27 protein-coding genes are annotated in these 25,197 nt (G+C 54.7%); 14 read left to right on the top strand and 13 right to left on the bottom strand.

The annotated features are described in order from the left end of the window. Positions 1 to 6: 6 nt before the first annotated feature. The 3 genes from artQ to artJ all read left to right on the top strand — a co-directional run bounded on the left by artQ (position 7) and on the right by artJ (position 2,297). Positions 7 to 723 (top strand): arginine ABC transporter permease ArtQ, encoded by a 717-nt coding sequence (gene artQ / locus SK47_RS06600; RefSeq protein ID WP_003858367.1) that lies wholly within the window; start codon positions 7 to 9, stop codon positions 721 to 723. Next, positions 723 to 1,391, top strand: a complete 669-nt coding sequence (artM, locus tag SK47_RS06595) for an arginine ABC transporter permease ArtM (RefSeq protein ID WP_003858369.1) — start codon at positions 723 to 725, stop codon at positions 1,389 to 1,391. Before artQ ends, artM begins: the two co-directional genes overlap by 1 nt. A gap of 174 nt (positions 1,392 to 1,565) precedes the next feature. Then, positions 1,566 to 2,297, top strand: coding sequence for an arginine ABC transporter substrate-binding protein ArtJ (gene artJ, locus SK47_RS06590; RefSeq protein WP_015571008.1), 732 nt, complete (start codon positions 1,566 to 1,568; stop codon positions 2,295 to 2,297). Between the two features lie 75 nt (positions 2,298 to 2,372). Here the strand turns inward: artJ and SK47_RS06585 are convergent, their stop codons facing one another. The 11 genes from SK47_RS06585 to nfsA form a co-directional block, all read right to left on the bottom strand. Next, complete coding sequence (locus SK47_RS06585) at positions 2,373 to 3,842, bottom strand: sensor histidine kinase (protein ID WP_022650691.1); 1,470 nt, start codon at positions 3,840 to 3,842, stop codon at positions 2,373 to 2,375. Further along, a complete protein-coding gene (locus SK47_RS06580) occupies positions 3,826 to 4,533 on the bottom strand; it encodes a response regulator transcription factor (protein ID WP_022650690.1) in 708 nt (235 codons plus the stop codon). The genes SK47_RS06585 and SK47_RS06580 overlap by 17 nt, the downstream gene beginning before the upstream one ends. 121 nt (positions 4,534 to 4,654) lie before the next feature. Continuing rightward, positions 4,655 to 5,782: a 23S rRNA (uracil(747)-C(5))-methyltransferase RlmC gene (rlmC, locus tag SK47_RS06575; RefSeq protein WP_048243681.1), complete on the bottom strand. Its 1,128-nt coding sequence runs from the start codon at positions 5,780 to 5,782 to the stop codon at positions 4,655 to 4,657. Positions 5,783 to 5,822: 40 nt separating this feature from the next. Beyond that, positions 5,823 to 6,320, bottom strand: coding sequence for a YbjO family protein (locus tag SK47_RS06570; RefSeq protein ID WP_086527936.1), 498 nt, complete (start codon positions 6,318 to 6,320; stop codon positions 5,823 to 5,825). Between the two features lie 42 nt (positions 6,321 to 6,362). Continuing rightward, complete coding sequence (gene potI / locus SK47_RS06565; RefSeq protein ID WP_048243679.1) at positions 6,363 to 7,208, bottom strand: putrescine ABC transporter permease PotI; 846 nt, start codon at positions 7,206 to 7,208, stop codon at positions 6,363 to 6,365. Beyond that, positions 7,205 to 8,158 carry a putrescine ABC transporter permease PotH gene (potH, locus tag SK47_RS06560; RefSeq protein ID WP_017384875.1) on the bottom strand — a complete coding sequence of 318 codons (954 nt, stop codon included), beginning with the start codon at positions 8,156 to 8,158 and terminating at the stop codon, positions 7,205 to 7,207. Before potH ends, potI begins: the two co-directional genes overlap by 4 nt. A gap of 9 nt (positions 8,159 to 8,167) precedes the next feature. Further along, positions 8,168 to 9,301: a putrescine ABC transporter ATP-binding subunit PotG gene (gene potG, locus SK47_RS06555; RefSeq protein WP_017693732.1), complete on the bottom strand. Its 1,134-nt coding sequence runs from the start codon at positions 9,299 to 9,301 to the stop codon at positions 8,168 to 8,170. Positions 9,302 to 9,444: 143 nt separating this feature from the next. Then, positions 9,445 to 10,557 (bottom strand): spermidine/putrescine ABC transporter substrate-binding protein PotF, encoded by a 1,113-nt coding sequence (gene potF, locus SK47_RS06550; protein ID WP_022650689.1) that lies wholly within the window; start codon positions 10,555 to 10,557, stop codon positions 9,445 to 9,447. Between the two features lie 349 nt (positions 10,558 to 10,906). Then, complete coding sequence (locus tag SK47_RS06545; RefSeq protein WP_003858385.1) at positions 10,907 to 11,383, bottom strand: YbjN domain-containing protein; 477 nt, start codon at positions 11,381 to 11,383, stop codon at positions 10,907 to 10,909. A gap of 63 nt (positions 11,384 to 11,446) precedes the next feature. After that, the gene (gene rimK, locus SK47_RS06540; RefSeq protein WP_032608931.1) at positions 11,447 to 12,349 is read right to left on the bottom strand and encodes a 30S ribosomal protein S6--L-glutamate ligase; all 903 of its coding nucleotides are present in this window, start codon (positions 12,347 to 12,349) and stop codon (positions 11,447 to 11,449) included. A gap of 64 nt (positions 12,350 to 12,413) precedes the next feature. After that, positions 12,414 to 13,136, bottom strand: coding sequence for a nitroreductase NfsA (gene nfsA / locus SK47_RS06535; RefSeq protein ID WP_003858388.1), 723 nt, complete (start codon positions 13,134 to 13,136; stop codon positions 12,414 to 12,416). Positions 13,137 to 13,321: 185 nt separating this feature from the next. Here nfsA and SK47_RS06530 point away from each other — a divergent pair, with 185 nt between their 5' ends. Then, the gene (locus SK47_RS06530) at positions 13,322 to 13,591 is read left to right on the top strand and encodes a GrxA family glutaredoxin (protein WP_006809455.1); all 270 of its coding nucleotides are present in this window, start codon (positions 13,322 to 13,324) and stop codon (positions 13,589 to 13,591) included. Between the two features lie 30 nt (positions 13,592 to 13,621). Here the strand turns inward: SK47_RS06530 and SK47_RS06525 are convergent, their stop codons facing one another. Beyond that, on the bottom strand, positions 13,622 to 13,996 hold the full coding sequence (locus SK47_RS06525) for an inner membrane protein YbjM (protein WP_017384878.1): 375 nt from the start codon (positions 13,994 to 13,996) through the stop codon (positions 13,622 to 13,624). Positions 13,997 to 14,270: 274 nt separating this feature from the next. Between SK47_RS06525 and SK47_RS06520 the strand changes: the two genes are divergently transcribed. The 8 genes from SK47_RS06520 to arsC all read left to right on the top strand — a co-directional run bounded on the left by SK47_RS06520 (position 14,271) and on the right by arsC (position 22,037). Beyond that, complete coding sequence (locus SK47_RS06520; protein ID WP_032610193.1) at positions 14,271 to 15,956, top strand: aspartate:alanine antiporter; 1,686 nt, start codon at positions 14,271 to 14,273, stop codon at positions 15,954 to 15,956. 264 nt (positions 15,957 to 16,220) lie between these two features. Next, positions 16,221 to 16,610, top strand: a complete 390-nt coding sequence (locus SK47_RS06515; RefSeq protein WP_032657859.1) for a hypothetical protein — start codon at positions 16,221 to 16,223, stop codon at positions 16,608 to 16,610. Between the two features lie 16 nt (positions 16,611 to 16,626). Further along, the gene (locus SK47_RS06510; protein WP_125321722.1) at positions 16,627 to 17,496 is read left to right on the top strand and encodes a hypothetical protein; all 870 of its coding nucleotides are present in this window, start codon (positions 16,627 to 16,629) and stop codon (positions 17,494 to 17,496) included. A gap of 819 nt (positions 17,497 to 18,315) precedes the next feature. Then, positions 18,316 to 19,023 (top strand): hypothetical protein, encoded by a 708-nt coding sequence (locus SK47_RS06500; protein WP_032657854.1) that lies wholly within the window; start codon positions 18,316 to 18,318, stop codon positions 19,021 to 19,023. A gap of 221 nt (positions 19,024 to 19,244) precedes the next feature. Next, positions 19,245 to 19,724 carry an Hcp family type VI secretion system effector gene (locus SK47_RS06490; protein WP_023305768.1) on the top strand — a complete coding sequence of 160 codons (480 nt, stop codon included), beginning with the start codon at positions 19,245 to 19,247 and terminating at the stop codon, positions 19,722 to 19,724. 224 nt (positions 19,725 to 19,948) lie between these two features. Continuing rightward, positions 19,949 to 20,269: a metalloregulator ArsR/SmtB family transcription factor gene (locus SK47_RS06485; RefSeq protein ID WP_038415737.1), complete on the top strand. Its 321-nt coding sequence runs from the start codon at positions 19,949 to 19,951 to the stop codon at positions 20,267 to 20,269. 40 nt (positions 20,270 to 20,309) lie between these two features. Then, positions 20,310 to 21,599, top strand: coding sequence for an arsenic transporter (locus tag SK47_RS06480; RefSeq protein ID WP_048243677.1), 1,290 nt, complete (start codon positions 20,310 to 20,312; stop codon positions 21,597 to 21,599). 12 nt (positions 21,600 to 21,611) lie between these two features. Then, positions 21,612 to 22,037: a glutaredoxin-dependent arsenate reductase gene (gene arsC / locus SK47_RS06475; RefSeq protein ID WP_022650684.1), complete on the top strand. Its 426-nt coding sequence runs from the start codon at positions 21,612 to 21,614 to the stop codon at positions 22,035 to 22,037. 27 nt (positions 22,038 to 22,064) lie between these two features. On the opposite strand, the gene SK47_RS06470 is transcribed toward arsC, so the two are convergent. Next, a complete protein-coding gene (locus SK47_RS06470; RefSeq protein ID WP_022650683.1) occupies positions 22,065 to 22,616 on the bottom strand; it encodes a TetR/AcrR family transcriptional regulator in 552 nt (183 codons plus the stop codon). Positions 22,617 to 22,698: 82 nt separating this feature from the next. Between SK47_RS06470 and SK47_RS06465 the strand changes: the two genes are divergently transcribed. Beyond that, positions 22,699 to 23,913, top strand: a complete 1,215-nt coding sequence (locus tag SK47_RS06465; protein WP_048243675.1) for an MFS transporter — start codon at positions 22,699 to 22,701, stop codon at positions 23,911 to 23,913. Continuing rightward, the gene (locus SK47_RS06460; RefSeq protein WP_048243673.1) at positions 23,903 to 24,715 is read left to right on the top strand and encodes a Cof-type HAD-IIB family hydrolase; all 813 of its coding nucleotides are present in this window, start codon (positions 23,903 to 23,905) and stop codon (positions 24,713 to 24,715) included. The genes SK47_RS06465 and SK47_RS06460 overlap by 11 nt, the downstream gene beginning before the upstream one ends. The last annotated feature ends 482 nt before the right edge of the window (positions 24,716 to 25,197 follow it).

The following is a 25,197-nucleotide window of genomic DNA, read 5'->3' as shown; positions in this document are numbered from 1 at the left end:
TTCCTGATGAATGAAATTTTTCCTTTAGCAAGCGCCGCCGGGATGACCGTCGGCCTTGCCGTTTGTGCACTGATTATCGGCCTCGTACTGGCGATGTTCTTTGCGGTGTGGGAGTCCGTTAAGTGGCGCCCTGTCGCATGGCTCGGTTCAGCGCTGGTGACTGTGCTGCGTGGACTCCCGGAAATTCTGGTGGTCCTGTTTATCTATTTCGGCTCCTCACAGCTGCTGTTAACGCTGTCGGACGGCTTCACGATTAATCTCGGCTTTGCGCAAATCCCGGTGCAGATGCAGATCGAGAACTTCGACGTCAGCCCGTTCCTGTGCGGCGTGATTGCGCTCTCCCTGCTCTATTCAGCCTATGCGTCACAAACGCTGCGCGGCGCGCTGAAAGCGGTGCCACAGGGTCAGTGGGAATCCGGTCAGGCGCTGGGCCTGTCGAAAGCGGCGATCTTCTTCCGCCTGGTGATGCCGCAGATGTGGCGTCATGCCCTGCCAGGGCTGGGTAATCAGTGGCTGGTACTGCTGAAAGATACCGCGCTGGTAAGCCTGATCAGCGTGAACGATTTGATGCTGCAAACCAAAAGTATCGCCACCCGTACGCAGGAGCCGTTTACCTGGTACATCGTCGCGGCGGCAATCTACCTGGTGATCACGTTGCTGAGCCAGTACGTTCTGAAGCGTATTGACCTGCGCGCAACGCGTTTTGAACGGAGACCAGGCTGATGCTGGATTATTTACCCGAACTGATGAAAGGGCTGCACACCAGCCTGACGCTGACCGTCGCGTCTATCATCGTGGCGCTGATCCTGGCGCTGATCTTCACCATCGTCCTGACGCTGAAAACGCCAGTGCTGGTGTGGATTGTACGTGGCTACATTACGCTCTTTACCGGTACGCCGCTGCTGGTGCAAATCTTCCTGATTTACTACGGCCCGGGGCAGTTCCCGTCATTACAGGAATACCCGGTGATCTGGCACCTGCTCTCTGAACCGTGGCTCTGCGCCCTGATTGCCCTCTCGCTGAACAGCGCCGCCTACACCACGCAGCTGTTCTACGGTGCCATTCGCGCGATCCCGGAAGGCCAGTGGCAGTCCTGCGGAGCGCTGGGCATGAGCAAGAAGGATACGCTGGCGATCCTGCTGCCCTATGCCTTTAAGCGCGCGCTCTCTTCCTATTCCAACGAAGTCGTTCTGGTGTTCAAAAGCACCTCACTGGCCTACACCATCACCCTGATGGAAGTGATGGGCCACGGACAGCTGCTGTACGGACGCACCTACGACGTAATGGTGTTCGGTGCGGCGGGTCTGGTCTATCTGGTGGTCAACGGTCTGCTGACGCTGATGATGCGTCTTATCGAGCGTAAGGCGTTAGCGTTTGAGCGCAGGAATTAACCACGCAAATGCATAAAACGGTATTCATGGAGCGGGTAACCTGATGGGTTATCCGCTTTTTTTTTGTGATTAAAATAATACTTAATCATTTTTATTGCATATAAATTCATTAACTGGCATTGTACATCCAGGCCGCAGACACGGCGCATCAATAAGACAGACGGGAGCATTACAATGAAAAAGTTAGTTCTGGCCGCATTACTCGCAACCTTCGCCGCTGGCGCATCCGCCGCCGATAAAATCAATTTTGGCGTTTCTGCCACCTATCCGCCGTTTGAATCGCTGGATGCCAGCAACCAGATCGTCGGTTTCGACATTGACCTGGCGAAAGCGCTGTGCAAACAGATGCAGGCCGACTGCACCTTTACTAACCACGCGTTTGACAGCCTGATCCCGTCCCTGAAATTTAAAAAATACGATGCGGTGATCTCCGGCATGGACATTACGCCAGAGCGCAGCAAGCAGGTCGCGTTCACCGACCCGTACTACGCGAACTCTGCGGTGGTGATTGCGAAGAAAGGAGCTTATAAATCTTTCGACGAGCTGAAAGGCAAGCGCATCGGCATGGAGAACGGCACCACGCACCAGAAATACCTCCAGGACAAGCATCCTGAAGTGAAAACCGTGGCCTACGACAGCTACCAGAATGCCATTATCGACCTGAAAAATGGCCGTATCGATGGCGTATTTGGCGACACCGCAGTCGTGAATGAGTGGCTGAAAACCAACCCGCAGCTGGGTACAGCGACGGAGAAAGTGACCGATCCGCAGTATTTCGGCACCGGCCTCGGTATTGCCGTGCGTCCGGATAACAAGGCTCTGCTTGAGAAACTGAACGGCGCGCTGAAAGCGATCAAAGCTGACGGTACGTACCAGAAAATCAGCGAGCAGTGGTTCCCTCAGTAATCTCTTTTTGCCGGGTGGTCTGGCCTGCGGGGGTGGTCTGTAGGCCGGATAAGCGCAGCGCCACCCGGCAATTTCTCATAGCGGTACAAAGAACCTGAACCGCGCCCCGCTCACGGACTCCATCAGCCTGATCCCACCGCCGTGCAGCTCCAGCATTCTCTTCACGATTAACAGCCCTAATCCCCCACGGTTCTCCCGCGACGCCTGAGGATTTAACGCTGAAGGCCGCTGGAACAAATCGTCGCGCAGCGAGGCATCTACGCCCGTACCATTGTCTGCCACTTCGACCTGAAGTCGTTCATTCTCCTGCCAGACCGCCAGACGAATTTCTCCGCCGCTCGGCGTATGACGGATGGCGTTATCCAGAAGGTTAGTGACCACGCGCTCGATCATCGACACGTCGGCATTCACCAGCGGCAATCGCCCCGGCACATCAATACGCAGGTTCACCTCGCGCGTGCGGGCGGTAAGCTCAAACTTCTGCGCCACGTCGGAAATCAGTTCAGCCATGGCAAAACGCTCGCGCTGGGGCTTGATGCCGCCGTGCTCAAGACGCGCCAGCTCGAACAGCTGCTGCGACAGATGGCGTACCTTTTGCCCCTGACGCAGCGCGGTAGCGAGGTACTGCTGATGCTCCTGCGGCGACAGCGTGGCGGATTTGAGCGACAGCGTTTCCAGATAACCCAGCAGCGACGTCAGCGGGGTGCGTAAGTCGTGCGAAATGTTGGCGATAAACTCCCGGCGCTGGCGGTCGCTGTCGGCCAGCCGATCCCACTGAGAGGTGATTTTGCGCGCCAGCTCGATAAAGGTATTGCGCAGGATCGCCACTTCATCCTGGCCGGCAGGCTCAAGCGGCTGGGCCGCCAGCTGCTTAATCGCGCTGATGCTGTCCTGCTCCAGCCCGGCCACGTCCAGCGTGAGCTCTTTAACCGGGCGCGTCACCCAGTACCAGAGCAGCACCCCCGCCAGCAGACCAAACAGCGCCACCAGCAGCATCGACCACAGCGCCGTACTCCAGAGCGCTTTGTGCCAGGCCATCTCCGCCAGCGCGTTGGACTCTTCCCCCTGTAAAATAATGTACAGATACCCCTTCAGCTCGCCGTCCTGCCGCAGCGGGGTGGCGCTGAAGACTTTCTTATTCTGGCTTCGGGGATCGTCGCCAAACACCGGCATCACCGTCCCGCTCAGGAAATTCTGTATCGGCGCGAGGTCAATTTTTTGCCGCTGAATGTGCCCCGGCGGGGCAGCATCGGCCAGGATATCGCCATCAGGCGAGACAACATACAGCTCGACGCTCGGATTAAAGGTCATCAGCCGGTCGAACAGCGGTTTTAAGGCGCTGCGATCCACCCTGCCCTGCGAATCCAGAATCGCTTCCCGCTGCACAATCTGCTGCGCCAGCCCGCCGGAGAGCCGCTGCACCATCGCGTTGCCGTACTGCATGCTACTGTAGAGCTGCACCGCACAGGCGACGGTGGCGCAGAGCAGCAGTAACACCGTAAACAGCAGCGTCAGGCGCTGGCTCAGGCTAAAGCGACGCATCATGATTCTGCTCCGCGAATTTGTAGCCTTTGCCCCAGACGGTGCGAACGATCTCCGGCTCGGCGGCATCTTTTTCTATTTTGATGCGCAGGCGGTTAATATGGGTGTTGACGGTGTGTTCGTAGCCTTCGTGCTGATACCCCCACACCTGCTCCAGCAATGCCAGACGTGAAAAGACCTCTCCAGGATGGCGAGCAAAAAAATAGAGCAGTTCAAATTCACGCGGAGTGAGATCGACGTGTTGACCGTTAAGACGCACGGTGCGCGCCAGCGGATCGATAGTCAGACCGTGCGCCTGAATAATGCCGTCCGTCTGCGCCTGGCCCATCGCCTGCTGTCGGCGGAACAGCGCCTTAATGCGGGCAATCAGCTCCTGCACCGAGAAAGGTTTTGCCAGATAATCATCCGCCCCGGTTTCCAGGCCGGTAATACGGTCAGTTTCACTGCTGCGGGCGCTAATGATGATAATGGGCAGGTAACGGGTCATCTGGCGGATACGGCGGCAAATCTCCAGACCATCAACATTCGGCAGCATCAGATCGAGGATCACCGCGTCCCACGGCTGTGTTTCAAGACGCTGTAAGGCGTTGCCCCCGTCGGGCTCGTGGGTAATGGCGTAGCCTTCATCTTCCAGGTTAAGACGCAGGAGTGCCGCGATATCGTGGTCATCTTCTACCAGCAGGATCTGCTTCATGGGTAAGCCTTCAATCATTTGTTATGTCGTAAGCTTACCTGATTTCGAGCGGGGGAAGAGTTCACATTTTGTTGAACATTGTGTGGGGTTTATGCCGGGGGGCGGCTTCGCCTTACCCGGCCTACGCTTTGGTTAACAACGTCAACACTTCATAATGGGCGGTATGGGGGAACATATCGAAAAGCTGAACGCGCGCGATGCGGTAGCCCGGCAGGCTGGCGATATCCTTCGCCATGGTCTGCGCGTTACAGCTGGAGTAGAAGATGTACTCCGGCGCCATCTGGCTCAGGTAGTCGCAGAGCGCCTGGCCGATGCCCCGGCGCGGCGGGTTCACCAGCACCAGCTCCGGCACGTTGCCCTGCCCGGTCGCGAACTGCGTGGAGTCCAGCGCCTGGAAGTGCAGATTCGTCAGCCCCAGCTCCGCGGCGGACTGCTTCGCGCAGGCAATCGCTTCGGCGGAGATCTCAATGCCGGTGAGCTGCATGTCTGGCGTGGCACAGTGCAGGCCAAAGCCGCCGACGCCGCAGAACAGATCCCACATGTGATGAACCTGTAACGCACGCACCCAGTCGCGCGCGGTGATGTACAGCGCGCTGGCGACGGTGGGGTTAGTCTGAAAGAAGCTTTGCGGACGGATCCACAGCGGCACGCCGTTAAAACGCTCCTCCAGCGCATGCTGTTCGGTGAAGAAGATCTCTTTCTCCCCTTCCATGATCGCCATATGCACCGGCTGAATATTTGCGGTGATAACCTTGAGCTGCGGAAGCTGTTGCTGCAATCCCGGAAGTGCCGCGCGCAGCTGCTCTAGTTTGGTTTCCGAACGCAGCACAAAGCGCAGCATCATCCCGCCGTCGATCTGGCTTTCGGTCAGCAGAAGGTATTTCAGCTCGCCGCGCCTGCGGGCAACGTTATAGGGCGTTAACCCCGCCCGGGCGATAAACGGTTTCAGAGCGCTAAACACCGACTCAAACGAGGCGGGATACAGCGGGCAGTCGGTTAAATCTTCCGGCGTACCGTCGCGGTGCAGCATCCCCAGCAGCGGCTTTTCAACGCTGCCGCTGACCACCATTTTGGCTTTATTGCGAAAGCCCTGCTCCGGGCCGCTGACGGGTGCGCACCACTCGCCCACCGCGTGTGCTGCCAGTAGCTGTTGCAGGTTGGCCATTTTGGCGGTGAGTTGTTGAGAGACCGGCTGTTCTATCCACTGACAGGAGCGGCAGCGTCCGGCGTCATAGAGTGCGCACTGCATATGAAAACCTTAAGAAACACGAGGGCTGCGATTATACACATTATTGCAGGCGGAAGAACCGCCGGCTCGAAGCTGGTGCAAATAGCAGGAACAGAACCAGCATATCCGGCAGTTTTTGCATCACCAGTGAATGGAAAATCTCACGTCGCGACTCACCGGGTATGCTGAACAGCTCCGGATAGCCATAGCCCAGCGAGGCGGCCCACAGGTAGCCTGCGGCTGTGATCTGCGTCAGCAGATACACCCAGCGCGCCCAGTTACGGCCTTTCACCAGCGAGAACGCACAGTAGATCTCAATAAACACCAGCATCAGGCTGCTGAGAAACACCAGCGTCAGATTCCACGTCTGCGCGCTGCGGTGAATAAATTCCCCCATTCCGCGCGGACCCAGCGTGTTCATTATCATCAGCACATCCAGACAGCGGATCATAATAATGGCGAGCGCCGCCACCTGCACCAGTGCAGGGACGTTCGGACGGGCGTGCGAATGACGTGTTTTTTGTAAGAATCCCAATGTTTTTACTTCCCTGAAAAACAGTGCCGCGTCATACGCGGCACATCACTGGAAATAGTAATTCCTTCAGCCGCGTCTTGCACGCTGGATATCGCGCACACGCTGTTTTTCCGCGCGCGCCATCAAATACCAGGCGATAAATCCGACAATTCCGACCACGCCAAGGATGATGGAGGCCAGGGCGTTGATCTCCGGATTCACCCCCATCCGCACGCTGGAGAAGACCAGCATCGGCAGCGTCGTCGCGCCCGGTCCCGACACAAAGCTGGCGATAACCAGATCGTCGAGCGAGAGCGTGAACGCCAGCAGCCAGCCGGAGATCACCGCCGGCATAATCATCGGCAGCGTGATGATGAAAAAGACCTTCAGCGGCGTGGCGCCGAGATCCATCGCCGCCTCTTCAATGGAGCGATCCAGCTCGCGCAGCCGCGAGGAGATGACCACCACCACATATGCCGTACAGAAGGTGACGTGCGCCAGCCAGATGGTGAGCATCCCGCGATCCGCTGGCCAGCCGATGGCGTGCGCCAGCGCGACAAACAGCAGCAGCAGCGACAGTCCGGTGATCACGTCCGGCATGACCAGCGGGGCGGTGATCATAAATGCAAAACCATTTGCCCCGCGGAAACGGCCAAAGCGCACCATCACCAGCGCGGCAATCGTGCCCAGCACGCAGGCCATCGTCGCCGCCAGCGCCGCAATGGTCAGGCTCAGCCCCACCGCGCTCATCATCGCATCATCGTGGAACAGCTCGCTGTACCAGCGCGTCGACCAGCCCGCCCAGACGGTGACCAGCTTAGAGCTGTTGAACGAGTAGATCACCAGCATCAGCATCGGCGCATACAGGAAGGTAAAGCCGATAATCAGGATCGCAATTCGCCACGGGGAGCGTACTACCGGTAAGTTGTTCATCCGTGGTCTCCCATCTGTTTCTGCTGATGTTTATGGAACCACATGATCGGCACGATCAGCAGCAGTAACATGACGATCGCCACCGCCGAGGCCACCGGCCAGTCGCGGTTATTGAAGAACTCCTGCCACAGCACGCGGCCAATCATGATGCTGTCCGGGCCGCCGAGCAGTTCCGGGATCACAAACTCCCCAACAGCCGGGATAAACACCAGCATCGATCCGGCGATGATTCCGCCTTTGGTGAGAGGGACAATGACGCTGAAGAAAGTCTTCAACGGGCGTGCGCCGAGATCCAGCGAGGCTTCCACCAGCGAGTAATCAATACGCGTCAGCGCCGTATAGATCGGCAGCACCATAAACGGCAGATAGGCATAGACAATCCCGATATACACCGCAAGGTTGGTATGCAGGATCGTCAGCGGCTGGTCGATCACCCCAAGCCACAGCAGGAAGTTATTCAGTATGCCGTTATTCTTCAGGATCCCCATCCACGCATACACGCGGATCAGGAACGACGTCCACGACGGTAAAATGACCAATAGCAGTAAAATATTTCGCGTCGACGGCTTGCTGTGCGCCACTGCCCACGCCAGCGGGTAGCCCATCAACAAGCAGCAGATCGTAGAAATAGCCGCAACCTGTAACGACTGCAAATAGGCTTCGAAATAGAGCGGATCGTCGGTCAGTTGCAGGAAATTACCGAGGTTTACGGTCAGCGTCAGCTGCCCGTCGGCCCACTCCCACAGATCGGTATACGGTGGGATCGCCCGCGCCATCTCCGCCAGGCTGATCTTAAAGACGATCAGGAACGGCAGCAGAAACAGCAGGATCAGCCAGATATAGGGCATGGCGATGACCAGCTTGCGGCCATGCGCCATCTGCATGCGCGCCAGCCAGAGCGCGAAACCGCCCGGTTTTTTGACGCGGGCTGGAGGTTCAAGTGTACTCATGACCGCTCCTTATACCGTCAGGACTACGCAACTGTCCGCATCCCAGCAGAGGCTCACTTCGTCGCCCCAGGTTGGCTGTCCCTTGCGATACCGGTGTTCGTTCTGTAACTGGGCGCTGAGCATCTGGCCGCTTTTCAGGCGGACATGGTAAATCGACAGATCGCCGAGATAGGCAATGTGCACCACTTCGCCCACGGCAAAGTTATAGCCATCGGCGGGTGGCTCATCGCATAGCATGATTTTTTCCGGGCGCAGGGCAACGTAAACCGGCACGTTGTCCACCACGGAGTTATCAGAATCAACCTTCAGCGGGTGCACCAGCCCCGGCGATTCAATCACCAGACCGTCGTCCTGGCGTTCCTTCAGCAGCCCTTCGAAGACGTTCACCGAGCCGATGAACTCCGCGCTGTAGCGGGTTGTCGGGTGTTCGTAAATCTCTTCCGGCTCGCCGATCTGCACGAACTTACCGCGATTCATGATCGCAATGCGCCCGGCCATGGTCATCGCCTCTTCCTGGTCGTGAGTCACCATCACGCAGGTCACCCCAACGCGCTCGAGGATATCCACCACTTCCAGCTGCATCCGGTCGCGCAGCTTTTTATCCAGCGCGCCCATCGGCTCGTCGAGCAGTAATAATTTTGGACGCTTCGCCAGACTTCTTGCCAGCGCCACGCGCTGACGCTGGCCGCCGGAAAGCTGATGCGGCTTACGCTTCGCAAACTCCTGCATATGCACCAGGCTCAGCATCTCCGCCACGCGCGCGGTGATTTCGGCTTTCGGCAGTTTGTCCTGCTTCAGGCCGAAGGCGATGTTCTGCTCGACGGTCATGTGCGGGAACAGGGCATAGGACTGGAACATCATGTTGATGGGCCGCTGGTACGGCGGCACGCTGGAGAGGTCTACCCCATCCAGCACGATCTGCCCGGCGGTGGGCTGTTCAAACCCGGCCAGCATGCGCAGCAGGGTCGATTTACCGCAGCCGGATGCGCCAAGCAAAGCAAAAATTTCACCTTTGTAGATCGTCAGGCTGACATCGTCCACGGCATGCTGGCCGTCGAAGGATTTGGTGAGGTTACGAATTTCAAGAAGCGGGGTCAGCGCTTTACGGACTTTCGCCTGCGGGCGGGGGATCGCGTCATTCACGGGGTGCTCTCCGGCATAGATCAACACTGGTGCAAACGCACCGTCAGGGTGCGCATCGCCGGGCGGCGCTAACGCTTGCCCGGCCTACGGTATTTGTCGGCCCGGTAAGCGACGGCGCTACCGGGCAACGATATCAAACGCCGTTACTTACCACTTTTCACCTTGGTCCACGCGCGGGTACGCACACGGTCAATTTTTGGTTCCTGCACTTTCAGGGTGAAGAGCTTGGCAAACACATCGGCTGGCGGGTAGATCGCCGGATTATTGCGGATTTCTTCGCTCACCAGCGGCTCGGAGGCCTTGTTACCATTGGCGTAATAGACGTGGTCGCTGATGTGAGCAATCACGTCCGGACGCATCAGGTAGTTGAGGAACTGATACGCTTCCTCTTTGTTTTTCGCATCAGCCGGCATCGCGAAGACGTCGAAGAACGCCAGCGCCCCCTCCTTCGGAATGAAGTAGGAAACATTCACGCCGTTTTTTGCCTCTTTCGCGCGGTTCGCCGCCTGCCAGACGTCGCCCGCCCAGCCGATGGCCACGCAGATATCCCCGTTCGCCAGGTCGTTGATGTACTGAGAGGAGTGGAAGTAGCGAATATTCGGACGCAGCTTCAGTAGCAGGTCGGTCGCCGGACCGGTGTAGTCGTCGGCCTTGCTGCTGTTTGGATCTTTGCCGAGATAGTTAAGCACGGTGGCGAAAATCTCTTCCGGCGCATCGAGGAAAGAGACGCCGCAGCTTTTCAGCTTCTCGAGGTTTTCCGGCTTCAGCACTACGTCCCAGCTGTCCAGCTTGACGTCCGGGCCCAGCGCCGCTTTGACTTTATCCACGTTATAGCCAATACCGGTGGTCGCCCACAGGTAAGGCATCGCGTATTTGTTGTCCGGGTCGTGCTTCGCCACCAGCTTCAGCACGTCCGGATCGAGATTTTTCCAGTTCGGTAATTTGCTCTTGTCCAGCGGCTGGAAGACACCGGCGGTCAGCTGACGCTCCAGGAAGCTTGCCGACGGCACCACCAGGTCGAAACCGGTGCTGCCCGCCATCAGTTTGCCTTCCAGCACTTCGTTGGAATCGAATACGTCGTAGACAACCTTAATGCCGGTCTCTTTTTCAAAATTGGCGACGGTATCCGGCGCAATATAGTCAGACCAGTTATAGACGTGCAGCGTTTTTTGTTCCGCAGCGAGCGTGCCGGCAGAGACGGCCATCAGAGCACCCGCAACCAGACCCGATAACCATTTTTTATTCAAGGCGATCATATTGTTATTCCTTCTGAAAGTTCGTTAACAAACGAACCAAAACTGTGCAGCCTGAAGATATGCAATAATCATGCATAGTTTGTCGCTCTGCCCGAAATAAAATACCCCCTCATCCCGGCAGGTTCCGCTCGCTTTTTTAAGCACCGCAAGAATAACTGTAGCCCGTGTCTCCGGCTATAGCCCAGACGAAAAAACGCCTTTTATCAATTTTTTATGCAGATTATGTCTACGTGATAAGCCGAAACGGCCGGAGAGGAGGTGAAAAATTCTTTAAAGAAAGGTTAAAAGCAGCAGAAAAAATGGTGTTATGCAGCCGCTCTGGCAGCGACTGCGCAAAAGTCAGACAGGCTTAGTGGAGAAAATTGGGAGATGCATCATTATTCTCGGCGTCATCTTCCGCGCTATACAGCAGGTGATGTGCGTTGGCTTCCATCATTACCATGGAAATTTGCTCTTCGCTCAGGCGCATAAACCAGGCGAACTGCTTGAAGGAGAGCCCCGCGCCGGAGAATAAAGACTGGCAAACCACCAGCTTTGGCAGATTATCATCCTGTATGTCGAGAAACGCTTTCACCGTCAAAGAACTGGCGTTGATCGCTGACAGATCGGATGCCAGCGCCAGCAGCGCGGACGGCTTTACTTCAGCCAGCGCCGAGAACAGGATCACGTCGTTAATCAGATCGATTTTGGCATCAAAAATGCCGTCGAAATTTTGCATGTGAGGCAGATGCAGCGCCTGGCAGGAGTCGCATTCGAAGAAAGTAATACCGGCATCATCGAGCCATTGACGTAACGTATCCAGTGTAGGTACGACCTGTAAATCCATCGCAGTGCAGCCTCTTAAATAAAAACGTTGTCCAGATTACGCAAAAAGTGCGCGCCGATCCATTTAACCGCCCGTTTTCAGGCAAAATCCCGGCGTCGCATGGCGTTCAATCCATGCGATCATTTTACCTGCAATATCGACGCCTGTGGTTTTTTCCACCCCTTCCAGCCCCGGCGAGGCGTTAACTTCCATCACCAACGGCCCGCGGTCGGCACGCAGCAGATCGACCCCCGCCACGTCCAGGCCCAGCGTCTGCGCCGCTTTCACCGCAATCTCACGCTCGCGCTCGCTGATAAGGGCCACCCGTGCGATACCGCCGCGGTGAAGGTTAGAGCGAAAATCGCCCTCTTTCGCCTGCCGCTCTATAGCGGCCACCACTTCATTGCCCACCACAAAGCAGCGGATGTCGCACCCTTTAGCCTCTTTAATATACTCCTGCACCAGAATATGGGCATTCAGACCGCGAAACGCATCGATCACGCTTTCCGCCGCCTGACGCGTCTCCGCCAGTACCACTCCAATACCCTGCGTACCTTCCACCAGCTTAATGACCAGCGGCGCACCGCCCACCATATCGATTAAATCGCTGGTGTCGTCCGGGGAGTGGGCAATCCCGGTGACGGGCAGATCGATCCCCTGGCGCGCCAGCAGTTGCAGCGAGCGCAGCTTATCGCGGGCGCGGGAAATCGCCACGGATTCATTGAGCGGATAGCTTCCCAGCATTTCAAACTGGCGCAGCGCGGCCGTACCGTAATAGGTGATCTGGGAGCCAATACGGGGGATCACCGCATCAAAATGCGGGAGTTTGCGGCCTTTGTAATGAATCGACGACGCCGCAGGGTCGATGTTCATATAGCAGGACATCGGATCGAGGATCTCAACCTGATGTCCGCGTTTCGCCGCCGCTTCTCGCAGGCGTTTACATGAATAGAGCGTTCCATCCCGGGACAATATGGCAATTTTCACCCTGCACCTCTCTAAAGACATGGTAAAAGCCTGCCTATCATACACGAGGCGCAGGAGGAATGGACTACCGCGTTGCCCAGCCCTGTTTGTGCAGGTAGTCGAGAATGAACGGGCGGTTCTCCTTGATGATGGTGCGACGAATATGGTCGCTCCAGGTGTCGCGGCGGTTGTTGCTGTCACGCGTCAGATAGTAGTTCGCCAGCTCTTCATCGTATTGATGCAGAACGTCCTGGTCGACCGGCTGGTAGTGGTTTTCATGCACCAGCATCGCAGCAGGAATGCGCGGCTTCAGATCCGGGTTATCCGCCGGCCAGCCGAGGCACAGACCAAACAGCGGCAGCACGTGTTTCGGCAGCTTCAGCAGTTCCGTCACGCTTTCGATGTTGTTACGCAGCCCGCCAATATAGACGCCGCCAAGCCCCAGTGATTCCGCCGCCGTGAACGCGTTTTGCGCCATCAGTGCCGTATCCACAACGCCCAGCAGCAGCTGTTCCGCCAGCCCCAGCTCGGCCTCAGGACAGATTTGCAGGTGACGGTTAAAATCGGCGCAGAACACCCAGAACTCAGCCGCCTGGGCAACGTGCTTTTGTCCGCCCGTCAGCGTTACCAGCTGCTCACGCATCGCCGGATCGGTGATGCGGATAATGGAGCTGCACTGCAAAAAGCTGGAGCTGGAGGTACCTCTTGCGCTGTCGATGATCGCGTCCCGCTGCGCCTGGGTAATTGGCTCATCGGTGAAATGGCGAATGGAACGGTGGGAACGAAGCAGGTCAATGGTTGGCGTCATTTTGTCTCTCTTTGTGTTGCGTAAAACGTATGGCAGCCAGTATAGGCAATGATCCACCTGATGTAATTGGCGAAACATAGCCTGACTGTATCAAAGTGACAGGTGAAACCTTCTTTCCATGACGGCAGGTTATCGTGCACTATAGGTGCTATTCGCCGTCAGGCTTGTTTTTTGAGGAGAGAGAAATGTTTGCAGTAATTTTTGGTCGTCCAGGATGCCCTTACTGTGTGCGCGCGAAAGAACTGGCAGAGAAACTGACTGAAGAGCGTGATGATTTCAACTTCCGTTATGTGGATATCCACGCGGAAGGCATCACTAAAGCCGATCTGGAAAAAACCGTGGGTAAACCGGTTGAAACCGTGCCGCAGATCTTCCTCGATCAGAAACACATCGGCGGCTGCACCGATTTTGAGGCCTACGCCAAAGAACACCTGGGCCTGTTTGCGGCTCAGTAATGCGAAGACGCCCTCACCCTGAGGGCGTTTTTATTTACGGTGCTTCCGCTGTTGCAGCAGGCTGCGCGTAAATAAGAAACAGAGCGCGCCCAGCGCACACCAGAAAACGCCACTCAGTAGCCACGCCACTTCCTGCCAGACGCTTCTCGACGAGAGAAACAGCACGCGCATCAGAAGCAGGCAGAGCGGGGCCGCAAGCATTGCCCCAATAAGCGGCATCACCACCTCGCCTTTACGTGAGAGAAAACCGGCTACTACCCCCGGCAGGATGAAGAACAACAGGCCCAGCTCGGGATGACCGGACGCTCTGAAGGCGCCTTTCACGTTAAAAGCGAGTGACATGCAAACGACCGTAAACAGCAAAAAACAGCTGATTACGCCAGCCCAGTTTCGTTTAAAGTTCAAACTATCCTCCTGACTTATCTCTATCAAATACAAAAATCGTCCGGTGGACGCCCAGTCAGATAAAGCAATGCGGCAATCCTTGCCAAAGCACGCACAGAAGTCGTGCGATAATAGGTGGCTGTCGGTAGCTATTACGATTAAACTAACCGACTGCTAGTGTTTAGGGTATTTATCAGGAAGCAGGGAGATGCAAAGTGATTCCCTGACTCTGAAAACAGTAGCCCAAATAGTCCTTTCATTCAACAACTTACTGGTAAACAAGAAGTTAGCCTCCGTGAATATAAACGTCGCAGACTTGTTAAATGGGAATTACATCCTGTTATTATTTGTGGTACTGGCGCTGGGCCTTTGTCTGGGTAAATTACGCCTGGGTTCAGTTCAACTTGGTAATTCCATTGGCGTTTTAGTCGTCTCCCTGTTATTAGGTCAACAACATTTCAGTATTAACACGGACGCGCTTAACTTAGGTTTCATGCTGTTTATTTTTTGCGTAGGCGTGGAAGCCGGTCCGAACTTTTTTTCCATTTTCTTCCGAGACGGCAAAAATTACCTGATGCTGGCGCTGGTGATGGTCGGCAGCGCCCTGCTGATTGCGTTAGGGCTGGGCAAGCTGTTTGGCTGGGACATCGGCTTAACGGCCGGTATGCTGGCAGGCTCGATGACCTCCACACCGGTGCTTGTCGGCGCGGGCGATACGCTTCGTCATTCTGGCATGGCCGGCACGCCGCTTTCCTCCGCGCTGGACAACCTGAGTCTGGGCTATGCCCTGACCTATCTGATTGGTCTGGTGAGCCTGATTGTTGGCGCGCGCTATCTGCCAAAACTTCAGCATCAGGATCTCCAGACCAGCGCCCAGACCATCGCCCGCGAGCGCGGCCTGGACACGGACTCCAAACGTAAAGTTTACCTGCCGGTGATCCGCGCCTACCGCGTCGGGCCGGAGCTGGTTGCCTGGACCGACGGGAAAAACCTGCGCGAGCTGGGGATCTACCGTCAGACCGGCTGCTACATCGAACGTATCCGTCGTAACGGCATTCTGGCAAACCCGGACGGTGACGCGGTGCTCCAGATGGGCGATGACATCGCCCTTGTTGGCTACCCGGACGCCCACGCGCGTCTCGATCCGAGCTTCCGCAACGGGAAAGAGGTGTTTGACCGCGACCTGCTGGACATGCGTATTGTCACCGAAGAGATTGTGGTGAAAAACCACAATGCCGTGGGCCGCCGTCTGGCACAGCTGAAGCTGACCGACCACGGTTGTTTCCTCAACCGCGTGATCCGCAGCCAGATTGAAATGCCTATCGACGATAACGTGGTGCTCAATAAAGGCGATGTGTTGCAGGTTAGCGGCGATGCCCGACGTGTTAAAACCGTTGCCGACCGTATCGGCTTTATCTCGATCCACAGCCAGGTGACGGACCTGTTAGCCTTCTGCGCCTTCTTCATTGTCGGCCTGATGATCGGGATGATCACCTTCCAGTTCAGCAACTTTAGCTTCGGCATTGGTAATGCAGCCGGTCTGCTGTTCGCCGGGATCATGCTGGGCTTCCTGCGAGCGAACCATCCCACCTTCGGCTATATCCCTCAGGGTGCGCTGAACATGGTGAAAGAGTTCGGTCTGATGGTCTTTATGGCGGGTGTCGGCTTAAGCGCCGGGAGCGGCATTGGCAATGGCCTGGGTGCGGTCGGCTGGCAAATGTTGGTTTCCGGACTTATCGTCAGCCTGGTACCGGTGGTGATCTGTTTCCTGTTCGGCGCCTACGTGCTCCGCATGAACCGCGCCCTGCTCTTCGGGGCAATGATGGGCGCGCGCACCTGCGCACCGGCGATGGAGATCATCAGCGACACCGCGCGCAGCAACATCCCGGCGCTGGGCTATGCAGGCACCTACGCCATCGCAAACGTGCTGCTGACGCTGGCAGGTACGCTAATCATCATTATCTGGCCAGGACTCGGATAAATCTCAAGTTTGCGTGTGGCGCAAAAAATTTTCGTTACGCGCAGAACTTTTTACGCAGGGTGCAGTCATAACTAGTGCCACTGCTTTTCTTTGATGTCCCCAATTTGTGGAGCCCATCAACCCCGCCGTTTTGGTTCAAGGTTGATGGGTTTTTTGTTGCCTGCTATTATAACCCTTTCTAATCAATCAGTTAGGAACTAACAATTGCGACTGTGGCGGCAAAGTGGCGACAGCGCTCTACTTCCCGTTCCTTAGGCCTGTATCATGTCATCAAAAAATCAATCCCAGTATTTTTCAATTGCTGTATACATCCCTGAGGAGTTGAAGCAGACTTTTGTAGAAGAATGCAGTATTGTCGGCATTGACGCCAAAAGAGTACAATGTTTCTCCTCCAATCCAGGCATACGTGAATATCTGAGCATTTTAGTTGAACGTGGGCAGAAGTTTGCGCCATACCTTCTTAAGGTACTGAACTTGTTGCAGTCAAAATCCAAAATAAGAATTGAAGTCGCAGCCGATAGAAAAATCATAGACTTACAAGGTGTAAGTGTTGATGATGCTCTAAAGTTGATTCAAGCTGCTGATGCCATTCGGGTAATTGACCAGCAAGAACCGGAAGATATGAACAGTGATTCCGCAAAACACACAATCTGACTAATTGAGAATTCCAGTGAACTATATAGATCAATTTATCAATTTTGTTTCTACCTTGTACACTCCTAGAAGAGCCTGCACAACATTATTTATGATATGTGGTGGAGTCCTATCCTTATGTAAAATATTACCGCTTCTACATTTATGGCTAACGACTGCAATAAAACCGATAGCACAAAACTATGAAACTTATATTTTATTAATTTCACTTGTAATAGGTGTTTCATTAGGAATTGTTGTTTTCAGCATAGTTGATTTGATTGTATTAACAATCTATGAACACCTCATTTCTAAAAAGAAAAAATCCCAAAGTGAATTAAAAGCGATTAAGGAAAAGAATATACGTGACGAAGTAATATTTTCAAATTTTAAAACTGCTTACTTCCATCTCAGTATTGATAAGATTAATATTATTAGAAGCTTAATCACATTCCCTTCCCTTAGCTTTCATAGCGAACATGAAGATGTAAAATTCCTTGAAAAATCAGGGTGGATTGAAGCGTTAACTTACATCAGTGATGAGGAGAAGGTATATCAACTTAATCAAACAATCAGGTTATATGCTGATGATAGATGGAACGAGGAAGTAAATTTCAACACGGATCATTTTCATAGCTTTGACGCAGAAACAGCTATATCCATTATTAATGCCATGTCCGATGTAAAAATCAAGGCAGAATTAGATGAGTTCAACTTTTCATTTTATAAGAGCGACATTGAAAAATGTTTTGAAGTAAGTGAGTTTACCGAGACGCTTTACTCTTTAAGATTCAAAGAAAGATATGAAAAAAAGTTTTCCGAGCTACACCTCAAACCTTTCAGAAGTGAGCGATTATTTTCTATAAAGGTTCGTGAAAACATTCCAGATTTAGACATTCCTTTTTAGGGTAACAGTGATTTTTTAAAAGTTCCTAATTGTCACTTTTTTCAGTGAATAAATCTTCTCAATATGCTGTCTGGGCTTGTCCTGACTGACATACAAACATATCCATCTAAGATGGCAAATAAATACGGCTCTTGCTTCAAACACACTTAAACCAACCATTACCCTTAATTATCAATGAGTTACCAAAGAAGCAAGAAATTTGTTATATATTCAAAAATGAAAAACACTGAAATTCTTTTCAACCTTTTCAGTTTTGGATTTCTGCTTAACCGCCAGCACTGGTGCGGCCAAGCGGTCTGGTTTGAAGAAAAATAAAACTGAAAAATTTTTATGATCCAAAAACCGCAGGTGGGTGCGGTGTAGTGCGATTTTGGTCTGCGAAAGATTTTTTTGGCCATGCTGTGACGCGCCAGCGCCCTGCTGGGGGCTCGATCTGCTTTAAGGGTGGCGCTAACTGCCAGAAAGGCTGGAACACGCCAGAGCGCTACTAGTTGCGCGTGGCAAAGTCTGTATGTGATGATATTTCTGTTGGATTTTGGAACGAGTCACTCAATGTTGAACTTATCTATTCGCACTAAAAGCTCGCTGATAAATCGCATATTGGTTAAAAAACATCAAGTCATTATCCTAAAAATACCCTGCTTTTCATGAACATGATCTGCTTTGAACTTCCATATTAGTTACAGATATACGCTGGAGCGGATAGAAACACTATGGAGGGGACAGGAATGCAGTTTTCAAGTTCAGTAATAGCAATGCCGGTCTTAGGGGATGCAGCAAAAAATCGCTCAATTGAGCTGAAGTGCGAGGTCAGTAAGCATGTACCATTCTGAAGAGATCATCCGCCAGCTTCAGAGCCAAAAGATACTGGCAATGAAGCTGGACCGGGCGGTACGTGATGTAGGTGAAGAGGTAAAGAGCCACCTGAATAATATAGGTGCCGGTGCCCAACGCCTGCTGTACTACACCTCCTGCTTTACTGATGAATATTACGATGTATGCACCCGACAAAACCTGGAGGACGCTCGATTCCGAAAGGGCATATTCCATCTCATTTCTCGCTGGAACATCGTCTTTGACCTAATCAACACGTACGTAGAGGAGCTGGTTAAGGATTATTCCCCGGCAGAATTATCAGCGATACAGCATGCTCTAATGCGCGCTAACGTTTATATATCCACCAGCACGCTAACCTCGTATTCATTCTCTGCAGGCGTCGCATCGACTGTTTGCCTCTATGTGACCCTTCCACCTTCAGGGTTAAAGGTCGTTTCAGGATTAACGGGCGCGGCTATTGGAGGGCTGGGGATATACGGGGTTGTGCAAAAAGCTGCTGACAGCGCTCATCGCCTGCAAGTGATGCATCCCGCCTACTATCAAGCGTTATACCTGCAAGAACTGGAGATGATGTATTTCCTGGTGGAGCCTGCTTTTATGCGCGCGGGCGTGCTAACCCAGCAATGGACTGACAGTCAAAGCCCTTATGATGCTGCTGACACGATCCTGAAGCTAATGGGTAGACACTGATGGGCTTTTTAAGACGCTGGTTCAAATCTCAGGCTCAGTTTTTCTTCTGGACCTATGTCCCGATCATCCTCACGTTCATTTTTGGCTATGTCCTTGACGTTTACTTCCCTGAGGTTAGCCAGGGATTCATCCTCCTGTTTTACCTGGTAACACTGGGACTGGCTTACTGGATATGGCATTGAGGAACATCAATGCGTTACGCTTACTAATAAGGAAATTACATGTCTACACCCGCACACCTATGGCTAGAAGACGAGAACGGTTCGCCGATTATCGGTAGCTGCATGATGCCCACGCGTCTTGGTTCCATAGAGCTAAAATCGTTCTCCCACGGTGTAACCATTCCGGTTGATCCAAGCTGGGGTAAACTCACCGGCACGCGCGTCCATCGCCCTATTACGATAGTTAAAGAATTTGATCAGACTACCCCGCTTCTTTACCGCGCCGTGTGCGAAGGGAGAGTTATGAAGAAGGGGATCATTAAGATGTACCGCATTCTGGAGTCCGGGATCGAGGCCGAATATTTCAATATCGTGATGGAAAACGTTAAGTTCACGACAGTGGCACCCTTCATGACCCCTAACGGGATGAGCAGCACCCATCTTGAAACGCTCGAATTGCGTTACGAAGCAATCTCATGGAAGTACACGGAGGGGAATATCATTTACCGTGACACCTGGAACGATCGCTGCTGCGCCTGAGCACAGAAGAGCGTTGAAAGTGAGCAGATATAAAGAAACCGTCCCCCTGGGGCGGTTTCTTTCCCATGACTATCAGGAGTAGTCCGGACAAGCCATAAAGACTATTTTGACCTTAGCGAGTCCTCCAGTCGCTTTTTTATCCTTCCTGCTATCTCCTTCTTCTCTCCTTTACTACAATCACATATGATTTAATGCATATGAAACAAAACATTCAGGATGACAGAATGCTCCACCCGCTCCAGCTCTTCAAAACCCTCTCCGACGAAACGCGCCTCTCCATCGTCATGCTGCTCCGTGAAGCAGGAGAATTGTGCGTCTGCGATCTCTGCTCCGCTACCAACGAGCCGCAGCCGAAAGTCTCGCGCCATATGGCCTTACTGCGCGAGGCCGGGCTGGTCATCGATCGTCGTGAGGGTAAATGGATCTACTACCGTCTCTCTCCCAACATGCCCGCGTGGGCGGCAACCGTTATCGATAACAGCTGGAACTGCCTGCGGGAAGAGACACGTATGAAGCTGAAAAACCGCCTCCCGGGCTCTTGCTGACCACAACACATTCACAAAAACAGATATAACGGAGTAAAAGATGTTTCTGGCAGGGGCTATTTTTCTGTTTACGCTGGTACTGGTTATCTGGCAGCCCAAAGGGCTCAGTATCGGCTGGAGTGCCACCATTGGCGCCGCGCTGGCGCTGGCGAGCGGTGTGATCCACGTTAACGATATTCCGGTGGTCTGGAACATCGTCTGGAATGCGACGGCCACGTTTATCGCGGTAATCGTTATCAGTTTGCTGCTGGATGAGTCCGGCTTTTTCGAGTGGGCGGCGCTGCACGTTGCTCGCTGGGGAAACGGTCGCGGGCGGTTGCTGTTTACCTGGATCGTGCTGCTGGGTGCGGCCGTGGCGGCGCTGTTCGCCAATGACGGTGCGGCATTGATCCTGACGCCTATCGTTATCGCCATGCTGCTGGCGCTGGGGTTCAGCAAGCAGGCCACGCTGGCGTTCGTGATGGCGGCGGGATTTATCGCCGATACCGCCAGCCTGCCGCTGATTGTCTCCAACCTGGTCAACATCGTCTCAGCGGACTTCTTTAAGCTGGGCTTTAGCGAATACGCCTCGGTGATGATCCCGGTTGATATCGCTGCGATTGCCGCAACGCTGGTGATGCTGCATCTGTTCTTCCGAAAAGAAATCCCCCCCGAATATGACCTGGCAAAACTCCGCGAGCCCGCACGGGCCATTCACGACCTGCCGACGTTCAGAACGGGCTGGATCGTGCTGCTGCTACTGCTCGTCGGTTTCTTTGTGCTTGAACCTCTGGGTATCCCGGTCAGCGCTATCGCAACAACTGGCGCGCTGATTTTGTTTGCCGTTGCTAAACGCGGGCACGCCATTAACACCGGAAAAGTGCTGCGCGGCGCGCCGTGGCAAATTGTTATCTTCTCGCTGGGGATGTATCTGGTGGTGTATGGCCTGCGCAACGCCGGGCTGACGGAGTCTCTTTCAGGCGTTCTTGATTACTTAGCCGGATACGGACTCTGGGTCACCACGCTGGGAACCGGATTTATCACCGCCTTCCTGTCATCCATAATGAACAATATGCCAACGGTGCTGATTGGCGCGCTCTCCATTGAGGGTAGTGCTGCAACAGGGTTGGTTAAAGAGGCGATGATTTACGCTAACGTGATTGGCTGCGATTTGGGGCCGAAAATTACCCCCATCGGGAGCCTGGCTACCCTGCTATGGCTTCATGTGCTGGCACAGAAAAACATGACTATTACCTGGGGCTACTATTTCAGGACGGGCATCATAATGACGCTGCCAGTTCTCTTTGTGACGCTTGCCGCGCTGGCGCTACGTCTCTCCTTCACACTGTAATGAGTAACGGATATGAGCCATATCACTATCTACCACAACCCGGCCTGCGGCACGTCGCGCAATACGCTGGAGATGATCCGCAACAGCGGTACGGAACCCGAAATTATTCTCTATCTTGAGAACCCACCGTCGCGTGATGAACTGACCAGGCTGATTGCAGATATGGGGATTTCCATAGGCGATCTGCTGCGCAAAAACGTCGAGCCTTATGAGCAACTGGGCCTTTCACAGGGACATTTCACCGACGACCAGCTTATCGATTTCATGCTGCAATACCCTATTCTGATTAACCGTCCGATTGTGGTGACGCCGCTGGGTACCCGTCTGTGCCGCCCTTCTGAAGTCGTTCTCGACATCCTTCCGGACGCGCAAAAAGGGGCATTTACGAAGGAAGATGGCGAAGTCGTCGTTGACGCCAGCGGGAAAAAAATCTCCTGACATCAGGCGTGGCCGGGGCGAGCGCTATCAGACGGTATCCTCGCCCGCAATCCGCCCCACCATCACCCGGATCTCCTCCCGGGTTAACGGCGACCGGTCGGTTACAAAATGCAGCGTCATCCCCTCGATAAACGCATCCAGCGCACGGGCGGTGGCCGGATCAAACCACTGCTCAAGCGTAGTCTGGCTCATCTTCATCCAGTCCTGCATCACCGTTTTCAGCGCGGCGCTGCGGTGCATAAACGCGTATAACTGATACATCAGCGCCATATTGTGTGGCGTGGTCACGGCTGAACTGTGGATCAGCGTGGTAATGGCCTCGCACGCCCTCTCCCGCCCGGTCACCCCCGCGAAGAAATCCCGGTACTGCTGAGACATCTGCTGCGTAAACCACGTGAAGGCCTCCTCCAGAAGCGACTCCATCCCGTCGAAATAGTAGGTCATCGACCCCAGCGGCACGCCTGCGCAGGTGGCAATTTTGCGGTGCGTGACGGCATGAATACCGTGCTCAGCAATGGTGTCCAGCGTCGCCTGGAGTATCTTCTCGCGGCGGTTAGGGTCGTTCGGTGGTCTGCTCATAAAATCCTCATCCAGTTTGTGTACAAATGTACACAAAGTTGCTAGTGTTGTCGCTATTGTTGTACTTCTGGTGCTGATCCCAATGACGCTAACTTCTCCTCGCAAAGCCCTGCATCTGCGCATGTGGGCGCTGTTTATGTTCTTCTTCATCCCCGGGCTGCTGATGGCTTCCTGGGCAACGCGCACCCCGGCAATCCGCGATACGCTGTCCGTCTCGACGGCGGAGATGGGGATCGTGCTGTTTGGCCTGTCGATTGGCTCGATGAGCGGCATCCTCTGCTCGGCCTGGCTGGTGAAGCGCTTTGGCACGCGCGCGGTGATTCGCACCACCATGTGCTGCGCCGTGGTGGGAATGCTCGGTCTGAGCGTGGCGCTGTGGTTCGCCTCGCCGCTGATGTTTGCCCTTGGGCTGATGGTATTTGGCGGCAGCTTTGGTGCGGCGGAAGTGGCCATTAACGTCGAGGGGGCCGCCGTCGAACAGGCGATGAACAAAACGGTGCTGCCGATGATGCATGGCTTTTACAGCCTCGGCACGCTGGCGGGCGCGGGCGTGGGGATGGCGCTGACGGCGCTGGGCATTGCGGCCAATGTGCACATTTTGCTGGTGGCGCTGGTCTGTATTATCCCGATCCTCACCGGCATCAGGGCTATTCCCGCAGGCACAGGACAACACGCCACGGACGAACAGAAGTCTGCGGCAAAAGGGTTGCCCTTTTATCGTGATTTCCAGCTAATGCTGATTGGCGTGGTGGTGCTGGCGATGGCGTTTGCTGAAGGCTCGGCCAACGACTGGCTACCGTTGCTGATGGTGGACGGGCACGGATTTAGCCCCACCTCCGGCTCGCTGATCTACGCCGGGTTTACGCTCGGCATGACCGTCGGACGCTTTACCGGGGGCTGGTTTATCGACCGTTACAGCCGCGTGGCTGTCGTCCGTGCCAGCGCCCTGCTGGGCGGGCTGGGCATCGCGATGATTATCTTTGTGGATGTGGACTGGATTGCCGGCGTGTCGGTGATCCTGTGGGGACTGGGCGCCTCCCTTGGCTTCCCGCTGACCATTTCCGCTGCCAGCGATACCGGCCCCGACGCGCCGACGCGCGTGAGCGTCGTGGCGACCACGGGCTATCTCGCTTTCCTGGTGGGCCCGCCGCTGCTTGGATTCCTCGGTGAGCACTACGGGTTACGCAGCGCGATGCTGGTGGTATTAGGGTTAGTCATTATTGCCGCCCTGGTGGCGCGAGCGGTGGCAAAACCGGAAGCAGTAACAACGTCAATGGAGAAGGGATATGAGCGTTAAACTGATTGCAGTCGACATGGATGGCTCCTTCCTGAGCGATGCGAAAACCTATAACCGCGCGCGTTTTCTGGCGCAGTACGCGCGCATGAAAGCGCAAGGCATCCGTTTTGTGGTCGCCAGCGGAAACCAGTACTACCAGCTGATCTCATTTTTCCCGGAGATCGCCCATGAAATCGCCTTCGTCGCCGAAAACGGCGGCTGGGTGGTGGATGCGGGCGAAGACGTGTTTAACGGCGAACTGTCGAAAGAGCACTTTCTGACCGTCGCCACCCTGTTAAACGACGTGCCCGGCATAGAGATAATTGCCTGCGGAAAAAACAGCGCCTACACGCTGAAAACGTATAACGACCTCTTCAAAGCGATTGCTGCGAAATACTATCACCGCCTTGAAAGCGTCAGCAGCTTTGACAACCTCAACGATATTTTCTTCAAATTCGGGCTAAACGTCTCTGACGACGAAATTCCGCGCATTCAGGCGCTGCTGCATGAGAAGCTTGGCGACATCATGGTGCCGGTGACCACGGGACACGGCAGTATCGACCTGATTATCCCCGGCGTACACAAAGCTAACGGCCTGCGGATCCTGCAAGCGCGCTGGGGCATTGAGGACAGTGAAGTGGTGGCCTTTGGCGACAGCGGTAACGACGTGGAGATGTTGCGCCAGGCTGGGTTTGGCTTCGCGATGGCCAATGCCAGACCGCACATTAAGGCGGTGGCCCGCTATGAAGCGCCGAACAATAATGACGAAGGGGTGCTGGACGTAATTGATAGGGTGCTGGACGGGGAGGCGCCGTTTAATTGATTCCGTGCGCTCTGGTGCCCTCATCCTAACCCTCTCCCACAGGGCTGAGGGTTCCCCACAAAATAATGCCTGCACAGACGGCCCCCTCTCCCTTGAGGGAGAGGGCTGGGGTGAGGGGGAACATACGGCTCTGGTGGTCATTCCGTTCACTTTATGTTCCTTGCTACTCTGTCACGACATGACCGGTGAACGTGCCAGGGTGGCTCAGTCGCCACCACCCTGGCGACCCGGGCTTCCGGCGGAAAATCGCCGCTTCGAGGTGCCTTCGGCTTATTCCTTCCGGCTTATCGGGGACGGGCGGAGGTAACATCCCTGTAAAGCCCGCCCTCTCGGCGCATCCCTGCGCCTCGCCCCGGCCTACAGGAAACGCCTCAGCGATTTACAGCCGGACCGAGGCATCGCTGAAAGCCCTCAGTTATTCTGAGGCAACGTTATCGCTTTTGCTTTCAAATTACTGGGGATCCCTCAGCCCACAGGGAGAG

Source organism: Enterobacter sp. BWH52, from assembly GCF_001037565.1.
GTDB lineage: Bacteria > Pseudomonadota > Gammaproteobacteria > Enterobacterales > Enterobacteriaceae > Enterobacter > Enterobacter hormaechei_C.
Note: the sequence above shows the minus strand (reverse complement) of the source record. Positions and strands in the feature narration are given on the sequence as shown.